Annotated in this window: 19 protein-coding genes and 1 riboswitch; of the genes, 5 read left to right on the forward strand and 14 right to left on the reverse strand. The window is 60.7% G+C overall.

Annotated features, from left to right (window positions below; translation table 11 throughout):
- Window positions 1-27 precede the first annotated feature (27 nt).
- From LJX92_RS07290 to LJX92_RS07310, 5 genes are read right to left on the reverse strand one after another with little or no spacing between them, the layout of a single operon-like run.
- Window positions 28-657, reverse strand: coding sequence for an urea amidolyase associated protein UAAP2 (locus LJX92_RS07290; RefSeq protein WP_103733500.1), 630 nt, complete (start codon window positions 655-657; stop codon window positions 28-30).
- Between the two features lie 9 nt (window positions 658-666).
- Entirely contained in the window at window positions 667-1,392 is a 726-nt protein-coding gene (locus tag LJX92_RS07295; protein ID WP_148852380.1) for an urea amidolyase associated protein UAAP1, read from the reverse strand.
- Entirely contained in the window at window positions 1,389-2,153 is a 765-nt protein-coding gene (locus LJX92_RS07300; RefSeq protein ID WP_103733502.1) for an ABC transporter ATP-binding protein, read from the reverse strand. Before LJX92_RS07300 ends, LJX92_RS07295 begins: the two co-directional genes overlap by 4 nt.
- Window positions 2,150-2,965, reverse strand: a complete 816-nt coding sequence (locus LJX92_RS07305) for an ABC transporter permease (protein WP_103733503.1) — start codon at window positions 2,963-2,965, stop codon at window positions 2,150-2,152. The genes LJX92_RS07300 and LJX92_RS07305 overlap by 4 nt, the downstream gene beginning before the upstream one ends.
- A gap of 12 nt (window positions 2,966-2,977) precedes the next feature.
- The gene (locus LJX92_RS07310; protein WP_228309508.1) at window positions 2,978-4,045 is read right to left on the reverse strand and encodes a putative urea ABC transporter substrate-binding protein; all 1,068 of its coding nucleotides are present in this window, start codon (window positions 4,043-4,045) and stop codon (window positions 2,978-2,980) included.
- A gap of 60 nt (window positions 4,046-4,105) precedes the next feature.
- Window positions 4,106-4,209, reverse strand: a riboswitch (guanidine-I (ykkC/yxkD leader).
- 313 nt (window positions 4,210-4,522) lie between these two features.
- On the opposite strand from LJX92_RS07310, the gene LJX92_RS07315 reads away from it, so the two are divergent.
- A complete protein-coding gene (locus LJX92_RS07315; protein WP_081883289.1) occupies window positions 4,523-4,882 on the forward strand; it encodes a hypothetical protein in 360 nt (119 codons plus the stop codon).
- Window positions 4,883-5,038: 156 nt separating this feature from the next.
- Window positions 5,039-5,491, forward strand: a complete 453-nt coding sequence (locus LJX92_RS07320) for a DUF3757 domain-containing protein (protein ID WP_032877281.1) — start codon at window positions 5,039-5,041, stop codon at window positions 5,489-5,491.
- On the opposite strand, the gene LJX92_RS07325 is transcribed toward LJX92_RS07320, so the two are convergent.
- On the reverse strand, window positions 5,477-6,589 hold the full coding sequence (locus LJX92_RS07325) for an enoyl-CoA hydratase/isomerase family protein (RefSeq protein WP_078820535.1): 1,113 nt from the start codon (window positions 6,587-6,589) through the stop codon (window positions 5,477-5,479). The genes LJX92_RS07320 and LJX92_RS07325 overlap by 15 nt on opposite strands.
- 136 nt (window positions 6,590-6,725) lie before the next feature.
- On the opposite strand from LJX92_RS07325, the gene ung reads away from it, so the two are divergent.
- On the forward strand, window positions 6,726-7,418 hold the full coding sequence (gene ung / locus LJX92_RS07330; RefSeq protein WP_032877279.1) for a uracil-DNA glycosylase: 693 nt from the start codon (window positions 6,726-6,728) through the stop codon (window positions 7,416-7,418).
- 15 nt (window positions 7,419-7,433) lie between these two features.
- Here the strand turns inward: ung and LJX92_RS07335 are convergent, their stop codons facing one another.
- From LJX92_RS07335 to LJX92_RS07360, 6 genes are all read right to left on the reverse strand, one after another.
- Window positions 7,434-8,369, reverse strand: a complete 936-nt coding sequence (locus LJX92_RS07335; protein ID WP_164699505.1) for a YncE family protein — start codon at window positions 8,367-8,369, stop codon at window positions 7,434-7,436.
- A 118-nt stretch (window positions 8,370-8,487) separates the two neighbouring features.
- Window positions 8,488-9,516 (reverse strand): AbrB family transcriptional regulator, encoded by a 1,029-nt coding sequence (locus LJX92_RS07340; RefSeq protein ID WP_078820536.1) that lies wholly within the window; start codon window positions 9,514-9,516, stop codon window positions 8,488-8,490.
- A complete protein-coding gene (locus LJX92_RS07345) occupies window positions 9,509-11,023 on the reverse strand; it encodes a tripartite tricarboxylate transporter permease (RefSeq protein ID WP_032877276.1) in 1,515 nt (504 codons plus the stop codon). The genes LJX92_RS07340 and LJX92_RS07345 overlap by 8 nt, the downstream gene beginning before the upstream one ends.
- A 1-nt stretch (window position 11,024) precedes the next feature.
- Window positions 11,025-11,483: a tripartite tricarboxylate transporter TctB family protein gene (locus LJX92_RS07350; RefSeq protein WP_005785979.1), complete on the reverse strand. Its 459-nt coding sequence runs from the start codon at window positions 11,481-11,483 to the stop codon at window positions 11,025-11,027.
- A gap of 147 nt (window positions 11,484-11,630) precedes the next feature.
- Window positions 11,631-12,614, reverse strand: a complete 984-nt coding sequence (locus LJX92_RS07355; RefSeq protein WP_148852377.1) for a Bug family tripartite tricarboxylate transporter substrate binding protein — start codon at window positions 12,612-12,614, stop codon at window positions 11,631-11,633.
- Window positions 12,615-12,661: 47 nt separating this feature from the next.
- Window positions 12,662-13,954, reverse strand: a complete 1,293-nt coding sequence (locus tag LJX92_RS07360; RefSeq protein ID WP_032877274.1) for an OprD family porin — start codon at window positions 13,952-13,954, stop codon at window positions 12,662-12,664.
- Window positions 13,955-14,201: 247 nt separating this feature from the next.
- Here LJX92_RS07360 and LJX92_RS07365 point away from each other — a divergent pair, with 247 nt between their 5' ends.
- Together LJX92_RS07365 and LJX92_RS07370 are read left to right on the forward strand one after the other, a co-directional pair.
- Entirely contained in the window at window positions 14,202-14,873 is a 672-nt protein-coding gene (locus tag LJX92_RS07365; RefSeq protein WP_228309509.1) for a response regulator, read from the forward strand.
- Complete coding sequence (locus tag LJX92_RS07370; protein ID WP_078820540.1) at window positions 14,866-16,251, forward strand: sensor histidine kinase; 1,386 nt, start codon at window positions 14,866-14,868, stop codon at window positions 16,249-16,251. The genes LJX92_RS07365 and LJX92_RS07370 overlap by 8 nt, the downstream gene beginning before the upstream one ends.
- Here the strand turns inward: LJX92_RS07370 and LJX92_RS07375 are convergent, their stop codons facing one another.
- On the reverse strand, window positions 16,252-17,073 hold the full coding sequence (locus LJX92_RS07375; RefSeq protein ID WP_032877272.1) for an HDOD domain-containing protein: 822 nt from the start codon (window positions 17,071-17,073) through the stop codon (window positions 16,252-16,254).
- A 36-nt stretch (window positions 17,074-17,109) separates the two neighbouring features.
- A complete protein-coding gene (locus tag LJX92_RS07380) occupies window positions 17,110-18,051 on the reverse strand; it encodes a YgfZ/GcvT domain-containing protein (RefSeq protein WP_032877271.1) in 942 nt (313 codons plus the stop codon).

Below are 18,051 nucleotides of genomic sequence, written 5' to 3' on the forward strand. Positions count from 1 at the left end.
ATAACCACTTACGCAGGCGTTTTATTTTCAGTTCCATACCAGTAACTCCGCAGGGGTAGGGTTGTATCCATTGCATGGATTATTCAGTTGCGGGCAGTTGGAGATCAGCACGATCACGTCCATCTCTGCACGCAGGTCGACGTACTTGCCGGGCGCGGAAATGCCGTCTTCAAAGGTCAGCCCGCCGTCGGCGGTGACCGGCACATTCATGAAGAAATTGATGTTCGGCCCGATGTCACCTTTACCCAGCCGACCGTCGTGGGCGCAGGCGCGCAGGTAGTTGTCGCGGCAGCTGTGCATGTAGCGTTTTTCCAGGGCGTAGCGCACGGTGTTGCTCTCTTGGGCACAGGCACCGCCGAGGGTGTCGTGGCGCCCGCAGGTGTCATCGACGATGGTCAGCATCGGCTGGCCAAGGTTGGAATACAGCACGCTGCCGCTGCTCAGGTACACGCGGTTTTGCCGCCGCAGGGTGCGCTGCACGTCATAGCGTTCCTTGGGGTTTTTGCGGCTGTAGAACAGCGTGTCGACGGCCTGGTTGCCCTCCAGGTCGAGGATGCGCAGGGTCTGCCCGGCCTTGACCTCCATCAGCCATGGCTCGCCAGCGGGGATGGTGGCGCGGTACACGGCTGCCTCGGGTTGTTTCAGTGCGATAGACATGGCAGTTCCTCAGGCGAACAGGCGGTCGGTGTTGATAAAGCCGCGCTCGTTTTCCGGGCGCGAAGTGCGACAGTGTTCGGCAACGCTGGGGGCGGCATTCATCCAGCTAAGTTTCAGTGGTTGCGGCGCGTAGTTCGGGTTGGGGTCCATCGGGTGTTGCAGCGCGGTGAGCACCACCAGTGTGTTCATCGGCGCGTAGAGTTCGATGTAGTCACCCGCCCTGGAATTGTCCGGCACAAATTGCAGGCCGCCGCCTTCGTCAACGCTGACCCGGCTGAACAGGTTGAGGGTCATCAGCAGGTCGGAAAGCCCCAACCCCCACTTGCCCAATTCCACCAGCAGGTTGTCGGTGCCGTTGCGGAAGAAGCTGTTGCGCAGCTCCTGATAACGGCCCTGGCCGTACTTTTCAGCGACCTCGGCGGCGCACAGCACGCCGCCGATGCTGTCACTCCAGCCACAGGTGTCGGCGGTGATGGCGGCCAGTACGCGGCCCATGTCCGAGTACAGGCAGTGGCCGCTGGTGAGCTTGGCGGTGTGTTGGCATTTGAGGCTGTCGGGCAGGTTTAGACGCTCGGTTTTTTCATTGGCATTGAGCAGGGTCAGGCTGACGTTGGCGCCACCGCGAATATCCGTGAGGCGCAGCAGTTGGCCGCGCTTGAGCACAAAGGAGCGGTGGCCGCCGCCGGGCAGCATTTCTTCGGCGAAGGGGGGGGACAGTTGAATGTAATCGGTCATTTGGAAGTCGCTCCAAGTTCGGCTGCCAGCGCTTTGCGGCGCTCGCTGTTCAAAGGGATGTCGTAGGTGATGCGCGCGCCATAGGCGCCGGGGGCGTGGGGATCGACACGAACCTTGTCGAACACCAGCAAGCGCGTGCCGAGGCTAAAACCTTCGCTGAGGTCGTGGGTGACCATGAACACCGTCAGCCGGGTTTCGCGCCATAGCGCCAGCAACAGCTGATGCATGTCTTTGCGAATGCCCGGGTCGAGGGCGCCGAAGGGTTCGTCCAGCAGCAATACGCGGGGTTTCATGATCAGGGCCTGGGCGATGGCCAGGCGTTGCTGCATACCGCCGGAGAGCTGCGCCGGGTATTTGTCCAGTGCGTGGCCGAGGCCGACTTTTTGCAGCAGGGCGGCTGCCTGTTCTCGTGCTTCTTGTTTGGCTTTGCCCAACAGCCGTCCCAGCAGCGGCGAGCGCGGTAGCTCAAGACCAAGCGCTACGTTGTCCAGCACAGTCAAATGCGGGAACACCGAGTAGCGCTGGAACACCACGCCACGGCTGGCATCCGGCTCGCCAGCAAGCGGTTGGGCGTCCAGCAGGATCTGGCCTTTGCTCGCGGTTTCCTGGCCCAGCAACAGACGCAGGAAGGTCGATTTGCCGCAGCCGGACGTGCCGACCAGGGTGCAAAATTCACCCTCATTGACGTGCAGGTTGAGCCCTTCCAGCACCACCTGTTCGCCATAGCGCTGCCACACATTGTTGACGCTGATAAAACTCATGGCCGCGCTCCTTCGTACCAGGGGAACGCACGCCGTGTGAGGGTTTTGAGGCCCCAATCCATCAGCCAGGCGAGCAGGGTGATCCACACCACGTAGGGCAAGATCACGTCCATCGCCAGGTAGCGGCGCACCAGGAAGATCCGGTAGCCGAGGCCGTCGGTGGAGGCGATGGCTTCGGCGGCGATCAGGAACAACCACGCCGAGCCGAGCATCAGCCGCAGCGAGATCAGCAGACGTGGCAGCAGTTGCGGCAGCACCACACGCAGCATCAAGGTCCAGGTGGACGCGCCGAGAGTCTGCGCTTTCACCAGCAGTTCGACGGGGATTTCCCGCGCGCGCTGTTCCAGATCACGCGCCAGTGCCGGGGTGATGCCGATGACGATCAGCATGACTTTGGACAACTCCCCCAGCCCGAACACGATGAACAGAATCGGTAGGATCGCCAGTGGCGGCACCATCGACAGCACCGTGAGCAGTGGCGACAACGGCGCGCCAAACAACGGCAATGTGCCGGCGGCGATGCCCAGGCAGAGGCCGGCGAGGGCGCTGATGCCTAAGCCGATCGCCAGGCGGCGCAGGCTGGAGGCGCTGTCTTGCCACAGCACATATTCACCGGTACGCGTATCGGCGCTGAACGCCAGACGTTTTATGGCGTCGCCCATTTGCACGGCGCTGGGCAGCAGCTTGTCGTTGGGGTTTTCTGCCAGCCGCTCGGCCGAGCCCACGAAGTAGGCGAACAGCAGCAGGGCGAACGGCAGCAGCACCAACAGCAGGCGGCTGGAGCGTTCCGGGTGACGGTTGATCAGGCGCATGGCCGGGTCCTCTTACAGCGCGCCGTCGGCGGCCATCTGCACGTAGCTGGGGTCGAAATGCAGCTTGAGGTTGGCGGTGTCGCCGCTGGTTACGCCATTGGCGAAGCTCACACCCACGGCGCTGGCGTCCTTGGCCCCTTCGCCGAGCAGGCCGTGTTCAAACGAGAACTCGGCGACCTTGCGCAGGGTGGCGGGCAGTTGCGCGCTGATGACGAACGCCAGGGCTTCCTTGGGCGTCGCGAACAGCTTGGTGGTGTCCAGTTGCGCCTGGAAACCCTTGAGGTCGGTGCCGGAGGCCTTGGCCATATGTTCAAGCGCCGCGGTGCTGGCAGCGTTTTTGGCGTTCATCAGCGCGACCACTTCAAACCACGCGCCGGTCAGCGCTCTGCCCAGGGCCGGGTTGTCTTTGAGGGTTTGGGTGTTGACCACCATCATGTCCATGATTTCGCCGGGCACTTTGCTGGAGTCGAACACTTGGGTGACGCCCGGTTTGGCCTTGATCTCGGAGAGCATCGGGTTCCAGGTGGTCACGGCTTGCACCTGGTCGGTGTTGAAGGCCGCGGCGATGTCGGCGTCGGAGGTGTTGACTACTTTGAGGTCTTTTTCGGTCAGATCAGCGGATTCCAGGGCGCGGGCGAGCAGGTAGTGGGACACCGAGAGTTCCACCAGGTTGACGTTCATGCCCTTGAGGTCGGCCACGGTCTTGCCGGTGCCCTTGATCACCACGCCATCATTGCCGTTGGAAAAGTCGCTGACCACCAGCGCTGTGCTGTCCACACCACCTGCGGCGGGAATGGTCAGGGCGTCCATGTTGGTCATGGTGCAGCCGTCGAACTGGCCGGCGGTGTATTGGTTGATGGACTCGACATAGTCATTGAGCTGCACCATATCGATCTTGATGCCGTACTTATTGGCCCACTTGTCGAGGATGCCTTGGCTGCCGGCGTACTCCCACGGCATCCAGCCGGCATAGATAGTCCAGCACACACTGAAGTGGTCTTTGGCAGCTGCTTGGGTTTGAAAGCTCAGCACGGCGGCGAAGGCGGCGGTGAGCAGGGTGGGTAAACGGATTGTGGGCATGTGGCTTCTCCAGTTGAATATGGGCGAGCAGGAGCAACGCGGCACCGTGAACGGTGGCTTGTCTCCCGGGCTTTTATCCCGCCGTGTAACCTCAACTGGAGGTCGCCAACTCTCGGACCAGCCACTCGCTTTTCAAGCGAGCCGGAACCCTAGTCGGCCATTGCAAATTGTGGTGCCGCGAACCTGTGATGAATCCTGCACAGGCTTGCTAAAGCGAGAGTCGTGCCAAGTGGTGGATGGGCCTCTAGGGCAAGGGGTTGCAGCGAGGTGGTGGTTGGCTGGTGCGCTGACGTGCGTTGTGCTGGTGCGCCGTCGCACTGCAATGAGGCGTTCAGTTCGTCCGAAACAGGTATTTCAAACTGTGTCAAAGGCGCACCAGATTCGGTTTTTGATGTCAGATATTTCGTCATTCAGTGAAGGCTGAATGCCGCTCTCCAGCGTCGCTGGAGGAGCTCTTCCGCGGTCCAGGAGGCCGCCATGTATAGACGACTGCTGCTTATCGCTTTGCTCGGCCTGACCTTGTCAGCTTGTGTGCCCTACTACGATGGAGGCGCCACTTACTATCGCTCCGAAGTCTATACCGCACCGGCGCCCGCCTATTATTACGGCGGCCCGCGTTATTCTCCCTATGGGCGCAGTTATTACACCCCAGCGCCTCGCTACTATGCACCACAACCTCGCTATTACTCGGCGCCGCGTTATTACCAGCCGGCACCGCGTTATTACCCAAGGGCGGGTTACCGACCTTACTCCAATCAAGGGTGGGGTAATCGCTGGGGCAACGGCGGGCATGGGCGTGGTTCCGATCACGGAGGTGGCCGCGGCGGTCATCGTTAAATATCTTGAAAAACAAGCGGCGCATCAAGCGCCGTTTTTTATAGGTACCGTATGTCCGTACTGTCAGATTTAACAGCTATCTTTGAGGCGATAGCTGTATTTCACTAGCGAAAAGCCCTGCGCTTTGCGTGGTGAAACTGAGCAGATGGAATCCCTATGTTCAAACAACTTATTTGCGTGCTCCTGCTGACGAGCTGCATCGTTGCATCGGCCAGAGCGGAGCAAGGCTGTCCTTACCCGGCGCAGGTCTCGTATGTCGACGGGCATTATCGAGCCGAGGACAACGGCCTGCGGTGGCAAAGCCCGAAGGTCAAGTATCGGGGCCTTATCGACGGATTCATCGGCGCGGTCTTCATACCGGGTGAGGACGAGCAGAGGGAAAACGGCTACATGGATAAGTGCATCTACCGCACCGGTTGGGACGGTGTGGTAGCACTGAGGCCCTACAAGGACAGTAAAATTATCAACATGTCATTGACCAGCACCTTGTATTGGGAACTGCGGCCCGGCGCGTTCACACTGCCGGTATATACCTGCACGGACAGCCAGCCGGACAACTGCGCTTTCAACGTCAACGACAAGCGAACGGACCTGTCAGTAGTCAGATAAATCCGCCAGAGGATTCCTACCTTCCCATGCCTTGCTGAAATGCGCGTGCACCACCGCTTCCGGAAGGGTATTGATATCCGGCCAATGCCAATGAGGTGTCTGGTCCTTGTCGATCAGGCGTGCTCGAACACCTTCGGCGAACTCTGGATGACGGCAGCAATTGAGGCTCATGGTGTACTCCATCTGAAACACCTGTGCCAGGGATAGATGACGGGCACGCTGAATCTGCTCCCACACCAGGTGTGCCGTCAGCGGGCAGCCTTCACTGAGGGTTTTACCCGCGCGGGCCAAGAGCGGATCGCTGTGATCACGCAACAGGCTCAATGCACGCCAGGCACACCGTATATCACCCACATCCAGCCATTCGTCGATCAGCCCACGGCGCGGCAACCATTGCGCTTCGGGTTGGTGGCCGACCGCTTCCTGGGCAAGGGCCTTGAGCAAACTGTTGAGCTGCATTGCGGCCTGTTCCTGCCAGTTCAGTTGCAGCAAACCGTCAAGCAGCTCGTCTTGCTGGTCATCACGCAGGAAGCGGTCAGCCAGGCCCAGTTCCAGGGCATCGCGGCCGTTGACATGAGCACCGGTAAGGCCCAGGAACAAACCGAGCTTGCCCGGCAGGCGAGACAGAAACCAGCTGGCACCTACATCCGGGTACAACCCGATGCTGATCTCGGGCATGGCCAGGCGACTGCTCGGCGTAACAATACGTACCGAGGCACTTTGCAACAAACCCATACCACCGCCCAATACATAGCCGTGGCCCCAGCAAATCAGCGGCTTGGGGTAGGTATGCAAGCGGTAGTCGAGGCGATATTCGGCAGCAAAAAACTGCGCGGCCAGGGCGGGTACTTCGCCGGGTTGTTCACGGCACTCCTGAGCCAGGCTGCGCACTTCACCCCCAGCGCAAAAGGCTTTTGGCCCGTTGCCGCGCAACAACACACAGGCGATTTGCGGGTCGTTGGCCCAGGCATCCAGGCGTTCTGCCAACGCCAGAATCATGGGCAGGGAGAGGGCGTTGAGGGATTTTTGAGCGTCCAGGCTGGCGATGCCTATGCGCGCACCGCCGTTGCCGGCCAGTTCTTCGAAGTGCAGGTTCATTGTGACCTCAATCGAGAAGGTGAAGGATGAGTATGATCCCTTCGTGGGAAAGTGCCGGTGGTGTGTCAGATCAATTGACAAGCGGGGTCGGCTTTCCTAGGGTTCGCCTCATTCTTTTTTACAAGACAATTCAACTATGACCGATGGCGACCGTATCAAACTCGAACCCAGCTGGAAACACGCCTTGCGCGATGAGTTCGAGAAGTCCTACATGGCCCAGTTGCGCGAATTCCTGCGCCAGGAACATGCCGCCGGCAAAGAGATCTACCCGCCCGGTCCGTTGATTTTCAACGCTCTCAATTCAACGCCCCTGGACAAGGTCAAGGTCGTGATCCTCGGCCAGGACCCCTACCACGGTCCCGGCCAGGCCCATGGCCTGTGCTTTTCGGTACAACCGGGGGTGCCGGCGCCGCCGTCGCTGGTCAATATCTATAAAGAGCTCAAGCGCGACCTGAACATCGACATCCCCAACCACGGCTACCTGCAAAGCTGGGCCGATCAGGGCGTGCTGATGCTCAACACCACCATGACCGTGGAGCGCGCCAACGCCAACGCCCATGCGGGCAAGGGCTGGCAGTTCTTCACCGATCGGATTATCGAGGTAGTCAGCGAGCATCAGCCGCACCTGGTGTTCCTGCTGTGGGGCGCCCATGCTCAAAGCAAGCAGAAGCTCATCGATGCCACCAAGCATCTGGTGCTGACGTCGGTGCATCCGTCGCCGTTGTCGGCGTATCGCGGGTTTCTGGGCTGCGGGCATTTCAGCCGGGCTAACAAGTTTCTTGAACAGAATGGCGAGGCACCGATCGAGTGGCGGCTGCCGCCACTCTGAACCGGACGACCATGGCTACAGACGGACTTGCGACACTGTGCTATTGCCAATATTGGCCACGTAGGCGGTTCGGCCGTTGGGTGTCACGACGATACCCCGCGGTTTGTTGAAGCCTGTGAGGGTGTCGGTTACGGTTTGTGTGCGGGTGTGGAGGATACTCACGCGATCGCCATCGGTTTCCGTGATGTAGGCGAATTCGAGCATCGTATGAAATGCCACCTGATAGGGGCCTAGCAAACCGTCCAGTATGGTACTGACCTGTGCGGCGGAGGTATTGCCGATATAGACCTCACCACGGTCCTGGTAGGTGATGTAGACACGTGCGTTGAAGCGAGCATGAGCAATGGAGGTAGGTTGACCGGCAACGGTATTGGTTTGGGTCACAACCCTGTTGGTCCCCAGGTGGATGCTGGTCCACCCATCCAAATCCGAGGCAAGGTGTAAACGGGCGTTGCCGGGTGCTATCGCTATCTCTCGAGGGTAACGCACTGGGGTGGTGGCGATTCGCTGATGATTGGCGGTATCGATCACCACCACTTCCGATGCGGCGTGGTCGGCGACGTACAAGCGTGCTCCGGTAGAATTCAAGGCCAACCCATTGATGGCAGTAAACCCCCTGATCTGGTCACTGACGGTATCGGTCAAGGTGTCTATCACTGTGATCGGCGTATTGCTGGCCTGGCTGTTATCGCTGGCGTAAAGGCGCGGGGCCGTGGGGTGCATGGCCAGCCAAATGGGGGATCCCACATTGGTGATGGTCCTGACGACGCTAAAGTTCGCTGTGTCGATGACAGTAATGCCTTGTGGCAATGTGGAGCTTGCGACATACAGACGCGTTCCATCCCCATTGAGTACAAGGCGATTGGGGGAACCATGGACGGTAATCGTATTGACGATTGCGGCGGGCTCTTCATTCTCGTTTTCGAGCGTTGTTTCGGTTGGGGTCACCACGATTGCGCTCCTCAAAGGGAAGTCGCGCCATGGAACACCTGATAAGGTGAGCTTGGCTAGCTGTGAAGAGTGCCAGTTCAGACAAACGGTCGTGGCCCCTGAGGGGCCACTTCCAGAGTTAAGATTGGCGGTTCCAGTGCCTGAACAACGGCTCTGCCAAAAACAGCACAAACAGCAGACGCATCACCTGCATTGCCGTCACCAACGGCACCGACAATTGCAGGGTCTCCGCCGTCAGGCTCATCTCGGCAATGCCGCCAGGCATCATGCCCAACGTCAGTGAGCGCAGGTCCAGGTGGGTCAGCGCACTCAACCCTACCGCTGCCAACGTGGCGAGCGCCATGGTCAAGGCCGTGCCAATCAAGGTGCGGCCCATGAACGCCGGAGCGCTACGGAAGAACTGCCGATTGAAGTGGCAGCCCAAACCGCTGCCGATCAACCATTGGCCGATCTGGCTGCCGCCGTCGGGTAGGCCGATGTGCAAGTCCCACGTCACACTGGCGATGGCGCTCACCAGCAACGGCCCGAACAGCCAGGGATTGGGTTGGCGCAAACGCTGCCAGCCCCAGGCCACCAGCGCACCTACCGGGAACAGCAGGGCCAGCCAGGCCCAGTCCACAGGCGCCGGGTGAAACTGCGGTGCACCGCCGCCCAGCAAATACTTGAAGATCGCCGGCACACACAACACCACCACCAGCACACGCAGGCTTTGCCCTGCCGCCACCCGGCTGAGTACCGCACCATTGCGGGCGCCCAGGTTGACCATCTCCCCGGAGCCGCCCGGCATACTGGAGAAAAACGCCGTGGCGCGGTCTTCACCGCTGCGGCGCATCAGCCACACACCCACCACGCTCGACAAACTGGTGACCAGCGCCCCGAAGAAGATCAGGCCGAAGTGGCTCATCACCTGTTCGATCACCACGGGCGTGAAGTGCAGGCCGATGCCGATGCCCACCACCCATTGGCCGCACTTGCGCCCGCCGGGAATCTCCGCCAATTGCCAGGGCGTGAGGCAGCGAACCAGGATGATCGCCAGCAACGCGCCGACCATATACGGCAAAGGCCAGCCGACGAGGCTGGCCAGGTAACCGCCGGCCAGGCCGACCAGCGGTGTTCCCCACCAATGTTTGAAGGTGACTTCAGACATCGGCTACGGCACGGCGCTGCAAGGAGCGCTTGCGCCAGATACGCAGCAATGGCACGAGCAGCATGATGGCGGTGAGTACCCATACACCGAAGGTGATCGGGCTCGACCACAGGATCTCCAGCGCACCGTTGGAAATCGACAACGCACGGCGCAGGTTCTGCTCCATCAGGCCGCCGAGGATAAAACCGAGCAATACCGGCGACAGCGGGAAATCCAGCTTGCGCAGGATGTAGCCGAAGATGCCGATGCCGACCATCAGGAACAGGTCGAAGGTGGTGGCATGCACCGCATACACACCAATCGCGGTAATGATCGCGATCACCGGCACCAGTGCCCAGTTCGGCACGGCGAGGATACGGGTGAAGATACGGATCATCGGGATGTTGAGGATCACCAGCATGATGTTGGCAATGAACAACGATGCGATCAGGCCCCAGACGATGTCGGGTTGCTGTTGAAACAGCAGCGGGCCTGGGGTGATGTTGTACAGCGACAGGGCGCCGATCATCACCGCAGTGGTGCCCGAACCTGGCACGCCGAGCGTTAGCATCGGCACCAACGCGCCACAGGCGGACGCCCCAATGGCGGTTTCCGGTGCCGCCAGGCCGCGCATATCGCCCTGGCCGAACTTGCCGCTGGCACCGGCCATGCGTTTTTCGGTCATGTAGGCAACGGCCGAAGCCAGTGTTGCACCGGCACCCGGCAACACGCCCATGATGAAACCGAGCAAGCCGCAGCGGATGTTAACCACGAACACCGCACCCGCTTCCTTCAGGTTGAACATCATGCGTCCGGTGGCCTTGACCGCTTCCTGACCACGGTGAGTTTTTTCCAGCAGCAACAGGATCTCGCTGATGGAGAACAGGCCCAGCACCAGCACCACAAACTGGATGCCATCGGTGAGGTGGATGTTATCTCCGGTAAAGCGATACACGCCGCTGTTGGCGTCGATGCCCACTGCCGAGAGGAACAGCCCGATCAGCGCCGCCACGAAGGTCTTCAGCGGCTTGTCACCGGCCATGCCGCCCAGGCACACAATCGCGAACACCATCAGTACGAAATATTCCGCCGGGCCGAAGGCAATCGCCCATTTGGCCAGCAGCGGGGCAAACAGCACCATGCCGCAGGTAGCGATAAACGCACCGATGAACGAACTCCATGCCGACAACGACAGTGCTACGCCAGCCAGGCCTTTGCGGGCCATCGGGTAACCGTCGAGGGTAGTCATCACGGTGGACGCTTCGCCCGGGATGTTGAGCAGGATCGAGCTGATGCGGCCGCCGTATTCGCAACCCAGGTACACCGCTGCGAGCAGGATCAACGCTGACTCCGGCGGCAGGCCCAGGGCGAATGCGATGGGGATCAACAGCGCCACGCCGTTGATCGGGCCCAGGCCCGGCAGCAGGCCCACCACGGTGCCGATCAAAGTGCCGCACAGCGCGGTCACCAGGTTGTACGGGCTCAGCGCGACGCCGAAACCCTGGCCCAAATAGCCAAAAGTATCCATATCAGTTCTCCAGAACGTCGAGCAGGCCGAGGGGCAACGGCACATCCATGGCTTTATCGAACAGCAGGTACAAGCCGATAGCCATCAGGCCGACGATCACCACGCTGGGCATCCAGCGGCCGCCATACAGGCGCGCCATTGGAATGCCGATCAACATGCTGCTGAGAATGAACCCCAGGGATTCGAAGGTGGCGGCGAACACGAGCAACAGCGCGACGCAAAGGCCGATCTTGATCAGGGTTTCGCGGTCCAGCGCCGGTTCTTCTTCGGTGTGCCTGGTCGGTTGCGGGCGAAACAGCATGTAGATCAGCGCCAGGCTCATCAGCCCGAGCATCAGCAGCGGGTAGGCACGTGGGCCGACCGGCTCGTAGGAAAACGCCGCCTGATACGGCCAGGCCATCAGGGCCAGGCCGGCGCAGGCCAGCAACAGCGCTGCAGCGAAAATGCGTTGTAAGAGCATAGAAAACTCCAAGGCCCCTCTTGTAGAAGCGAGCTTGCTCGCGAAAAACTTCAACGATAACGCGTGCTGTCTGGACGCACGTGGATGTCCTTGGGTTCTTCGCGAGCAAGCTCGCTCCTACAGGGGCATTACACAAATGACGGGCGTTTACTGGATCAGGCCGAACTCTTTGGCCAGCACTTTGTAGTCAGCCACCTGTTTCTTCACGTAGGTGTCCAGCTCCGGGCCGGTCATGGCAAACGGGAACAGCTCGCGCTGGTCACGCAGCTTGGCGAACTCGTCGGAGGCCAGCAGCTTGTCGAAGGCGTCTTTCCACCAGGCGTAGTCGGCATCGCTGACTTTTGGCCCAAGGTAGAAACCGCGCACCACCGGCCAGACGATGTCGTAGCCTTGCTCCTTGGCAGTGGGGATGTCTTTCATTTCCGGCTCGTCCAGGCGTTTCTCGGAGAACACCGCCAACAGGCGCATGTCACCGCTGAGGATGTGCGGCATGGAGTCGGAGATGTCGGTACTACCCACCTGGATATGACCGCCGAGCAGGGCGGTAGCGATTTCACCGCCGCCTTCAAGGGCCACATAACGCAGTTCACGCGGGTTGATCCCGGCAGCCTTGGCGATCAGCGCGGTTTGCATCCAGTCCTGGCTGCCGACGGTGCCGCCGGAACCTATCACTACGCTGCCCGGATCTTTCTTCAAGGCTTTTACGAGATCGTCGAGGGTCTTGTAGGGCGAATCGTTTTTCACTGCGATGGCACCGTAGCTGGTGCCTACCGCCGCCAGCCAGCGCACGGCGCTTTCATCAAAGCGACCGAACTTGCCCTGGGCCAGGTTCAGCAGCGAACCACTGGACCAGGCCACCAAAGTGCCTGCGTCCGCAGGGCGCTGGGCAACCACTGCGTTGTAGGCCACCGCGCCAACGCCGCCGGGCATGTAGGTCACACGCATCGGCTTGCTCAGCAGCTTCTGGTTGACTAGCGCGCTTTGCGCCAGCTTGCAGGTCAGGTCGAAACCGCCGCCAGGTGAGGCCGGGGCGATGCATTCCGGGCGCTTGGGTTCGTCAGCGGCCAGCAGTTGGCCGGCGAACAGCAGGCAGCCGGCGGCGAGGGCAAATTTACGCACTGAAGGGTTCATGGTTATCTCCATCGTTGTTGTTATAAGGTTTTAGTACCAACGCACATTTACCAAAGGGCAATGCTATAGCTGACCAGCAAACGCATTTCATCCGCATCACGGGCTGAATAGTTGGAGCGATAGGTCGCGTTACGCAGGCGCACGGCCACATCCTTGAACGTGCCGCTTTGCACCACGTACTTGATCTCGCTGTTGCGCTCCCACTCTTTGCCCGTTTGGCCGTTCTTGAGCTTGATGTTGTCGCCCGACAGGTAACGGCTCATGAAACTCAGGCCTGGAATCCCCAGCTTGGCGAAGTCGTAGTCGTAGCGTGCCTGCCAGGAGCGTTCTTCGGCGCCGGCAAAGTCGTTGATCTGTACGAAGTTGACCAGGTACGGGTCGCTGCCATCCACATACGGAAAGGCGCTGTCGCCGGACATGTGCTGGTAGCCGGCGCTGAGCTTATGGCCATTGAGGGCATAGCTGAACAGGCCGTTGAGGGATGTGTTGTCGATATTGCCGCCGCGGGCGCTACCGGTGTCGTCACTGATGGCCATGCGCAGGTCGGCGGCAAACGTGCCGGGGCCCATCGGGCGCGCGGCGACCAGGCCGAGGAAATGCTGGCGGTACACGTCATCGAGTTGGGCGAAGTGATAGCTGCCGGTGATTTTGTCGGCGAACTTGTAGTCCACGCCGCCGAAGTTGAAGTGCTTGCCGGTGGCGCCACTGAGGAAGCGGCTGTTCTTGTTATTGAGCGCAATATCTTCGTAATTGGTGTCGTCGCGGTCCTTGGCCTTATCCAGGCGGCCACCAGTGAACACAAGGTTCTTGAATTCCTTGGACGTCAGCAGGCCACCGTTGAAGGTCTGCGGCAGGATGCGACCGTCGTTGGGCTTGAGGATTGGCAATTCGGGTATCAGCGCGCCGATCTTCAGCTCGGTGGCGGAAATTTTCACTTTGCCGGTCAGGCCCAGCTTGGAGTACTCATTGGCGGCACGGCCGTCGTCGTGGGTCGGCAGCAGGCCGGTGCCGGTGCGGTCGGGGCTGGAGTCGAGCTTGATGCCGAGCATACCCAGCGCATCCACGCCAAAACCGACAGTGCCGTCGGTGTAGCCCGATTGCAGGTTGAGCATGAAACCCTGGGCCCATTCGTCGCGTTTGGATTGCTGCGCACGGGTACCGTCGCGAAAGTCGCGGTTGAAGTACATGTTGCGGGTTTCCAGGGTCGCGGTACTGTCTTCGAAGAAGGCAGCCTGGCTTAGCGGCGAAAAGCCGGCGAGGGCGCAAGCACTGGCGAGAGCGGTGTGGCTCAGACGGCAAGAACGAACAGGCGTGCAAGCCTGGGGCTGTGTCGACAGCATCGTGATGGACTCCGTTATTGTTCTTATTTTTGGCGAAAACGCTTCGAGGCGTTTTTCGGGCGCTACGGATGAGGCAGCTCGGCGGGCAGAAACCACCGTAGCTGGATGCTAAAGGGCGAAGCTTTCACTAACCTTTCAATTGTCTTTCAATGTTTTCGGGCTTCACAGGGCAGGTTGCGCCTGTAAACTCGCCGGCCAGCGGGCCAATAAAACGCCGCGCCGACCACTCCTCATGAGGTAGAAATCCATGCGTGTCCTCCTGGTTGAAGACCATCTGCAACTTGCCGAAAGTGTTGCGCAAGCGCTCAAGGGCATGGGTCTGACCGTCGACGTGCTGCACGATGGTGTGGCCGCGGACCTGGCCTTGGGCAGCGAGGAATACGCGGCGGCGATCCTCGATGTGGGCCTGCCGCGCATGGATGGTTTCGAGGTGCTGGCGCGCTTGCGGGCCCGAGGGAAAAACCTGCCGGTGCTGATGCTGACGGCACGCAGTGATGTCAAAGACCGCGTGCACGGCCTGAACCTGGGCGCCGATGACTACCTCGCCAAGCCGTTCGAACTGACGGAGCTGGAAGCGCGGGTCAAGGCGCTGCTGCGACGCAGTGTACTGGGTGGGGAGCGCCAGCAGACGTGCGGGGTGCTGGTATACGACCTGGACACACGACGCTTCACGGTTGGCGGTGAATTGATGACGTTTACCTCCCGCGAACAAGCCGTACTCGAAGCCTTGATCGCCCGACCGGGCCGCGTGATGAGCAAAGAGCAATTGGCCTCTCAGGTTTTCGGCCTGGACGAGGAGGCCAGCCCCGATGCCATCGAAATCTACGTGCACCGCCTGCGCAAGAAGCTCGACGGCCAGCCCATCGCCATCGTGACGTTCCGCGGCCTGGGCTACTTGCTGGAAGCCCGCGATGCATAAGCCCAGCAGTCTGCGCTGGCGCTTGCTATGGAACCTGGCGCTGTTGCTGGTGCTGTTGATGCTCGCCAGCGGCATGAGCGCCTACTGGAACGGGCGCGAAGCCGCCGACACGGCCTATGACCGCACGCTGTTGGCTTCGGCGCGCACCATTGCCGCAGGCTTGACCCAGGTGGACGGCACCCTCAGCGCCAATGTGCCGTATGTGGCCCTCGACACTTTCGCCTACGACAGTGCCGGGCGCATCTATTATCAGGTCAACGATATCCACCAGAAGCTGATTTCCGGTTACGAAAACCTCCCAGGCCCGCCGCCCGGCACTCCCCGCACCGATGATTACCCGGCCCTGGCGCGCTTCTACAACGCCATGTACCAGGGCCAGCACGTGCGAGTGGTGAGCCTGCTCAAGGCCGTCTCCGAGCCGAACATGAATGGCATGGCCGAGATTCGTGTCGCGGAGACCGACGAAGCACGCGTTGCCATGGCCCGCAGCTTGATGGCCGACACCTTGCTGCGCCTGGGGATGCTGGCCATCGGCGCGTTGCTGCTGGTGTGGTTTGCGGTGAGCGCTGCACTGCGTCCGCTCGAACGCCTGCGTACAGCGGTGGAAGAACGCCAACCCGATGATTTGCGGCCGCTGCCATTGGTGGAAGTTCAGGATGAGTTCGGCCCGCTGGTGCGCTCCCTCAACCATTTCACCGAACGTCTGCGCGGCCAGTTCGAGCGCCAGGCCCAGTTTATTGCCGATGCAGCCCACGAACTGCGTACGCCCTTGGCGGCGCTCAAGGCTCGCCTGGAACTGGGCTTGCGTGCCCAGGAGCCGTCCACCTGGCACAGCACCCTGGAAAGCGCTGCCCAGGGCACCGACCGCCTGACCCATCTGGCTAATCAATTGTTGTCCCTGGCCCGTATCGAAAACGGTGCCCGAGCCATTGCTGAAGGAGGCGCGCAGTTGCTCGACCTCAGCCAGTTGGCGCGCGAACTGGGCATGGCCATGGCGCCGCTGGCTCACGCACGCGGGGTGGCCCTGGCACTGGAGGCGGACGAGCCGGTCTGGTTGCGCGGTGAACCGACGCTGTTGAATGAGCTGCTGAGCAATCTGGTGGACAACGCTATGGCCCATACGCCACCTGGCGGCAATGTGATTTTGCGCGTGACCGCGCCGGCGGTGCTGGAGGTTGAGGATGATGGCCCGGGCATCCCATTGGATGAGCGGGACCGGGTATTCGAGCGCTTTTATCGCCGTAGCCAGCAGGGCATGGGGTCGGGCTTGGGGCTGGCAATTGTCGGGGAGATCTGCCGTGCGCACCTGGCGCAGATCAGCCTGCATGATGGCGAGTTGGCTGGGTTGAAAGTGCGCGTGAGTTTTATCGCCGGTTGATCAGTAGAACATCGACCGTGCTTCATCCAGTTCGGTGCGCGATTTCTCGCTGTAGAGATCAATTCGCAGCTTTTTCATCGCAGGTACGCTGGTAATGTCGACTTTCGCCAGCGGATGATCGGTGTTGTGATGGCAGTAGAGCACGGCGATCTGCACCAGATCCACATAGTCGAGTGTGGCAGAGTTGCGTTCCAGGTTCAGGTACTGGCCCGGCAGTTTCGCCAGCATTTCGGGGAAGTCCCAGCCACTCAGCAGTTTGTCGCCCAGTAACGGATGAATACTTTCGATGACGTGGTTGAGGCTGACCGGGTCGGAAAGCAGCTCGTAGTGGTCTTCGGCGTAGGTGAGGATCGGCAGCACGCCGATCTGATGCACCAACCCGCCGAGGGCCGCCTGGTCGGCCTTGAGGTGACTATGCCGGCGACACAAGGCATAGCTGACGCCGGCGACTTCCAGGCTACGGCACCACACATCGCGCATTTTCTGTGCGACCACTTCGGAGCGGGCGTGAAAAATCTGCTCCATCACCAGGCCGATGGCCAGGTTGCTGCTGTAGTTGGTGCCCAGCCGCGTGATGGCCGTGTGCAGGTCGGTGACTTCCTGGCTCGCCCGTAACAGCGGGCTGTTGACCACCTTGATCAGGCGCGCCGACAGGGCGGTGTCGCGACTGATCACCTTGCTCAAATGACTGATGCTGATCTCAGGGTCTTCGGCGGCCTGGCGAATTTTCAGGGCCACCTCCGGCAATGTCGGCAGAACCAGGTCATCGTTGTCGATGGCCGTCACCAACGCCTGTTGGACTTTTTCCGCCAGCTTGTTCATTCATGCTCTCTAGGGTGCTGCAAAAAGGTATGGCGATTAACGCTGGATCTCGCGATCACGGTCCAGTTGGTAAGGCAGATCAAGCAGCTGCAGGCCGGGCCCTTCCAGGCTGCCTGTACGCACGTCGCCACTCTCGGCAGCTTCGGCTTGCAGCACAGCGAGAAGTTCAATCGACTGGTCAGCTTTTGCCGCGATCACGACCTCGCCAACCGCGCTGTTATGGTCTGGGGAAAACAACGGCGTGCCGGGCTCGGGTAATTGCGTGGCTTCAAGGCTCAGTCGATACAGGCGTCGCTTGAGTTTGCCCAGGTATTGCATGCGCGCGACGATTTCCTGGCCGGTGTAGCAGCCTTTCTTGAAACTGACGCCGCCCACGGCTTGCAGGTTGAGCATCTGCGGGATGAACAGTTCGCGGGTCTGCGCCATTACCTGGCCGATACCCGCGCGAATCTGGCCAAGTAGCCAGGCATTCAACTCAGCCTGTGGCAATTGTGCGGCCAGTTGGTTGCGCACGGTGTCGGCTTGTTCGGTGGGCACCCAGAGTTCGGCACGGCCAGGGGACACGCGAATAGCGATCAAGGTGTCGGTGCGCACCACGCTGTCGGTTTCGGCGGGTAGCGTCAGGCCAAGGGCGGCCAGGGACGCGTCTGCGTTCGCCAATCCGAAGCGCACCCAAGCGGCGCTTTCGTCGGTAAGTTTGGATTTGGAGAACACCGCGTATTTCTTCAGGTCTGCCAACTGCGGTTCGAGCAGCTCCGTGGCCATGGCCAGGAGTACGCCGTCACCTTGCAGCAGGATGCGGAAGCTGGACTGCATCCGGCCTTTTTGCGTGCAGCGCGCGCCCAGGCTGGCCTGGGTATCACTCAGGTAATTGAGGTTGCAGGTCAGCTGGCCTTGCAGGAATTTGGCAGCATCAGAACCGCGGACGGCGAGAACGCCTTCGTGGGACAGGGGGCAGAAGAAAGCAGAGTCAGCCAT

The organism is Pseudomonas sp. HN8-3 (assembly GCF_020790195.1).
Lineage (GTDB): Bacteria > Pseudomonadota > Gammaproteobacteria > Pseudomonadales > Pseudomonadaceae > Aquipseudomonas > Aquipseudomonas synxantha_A.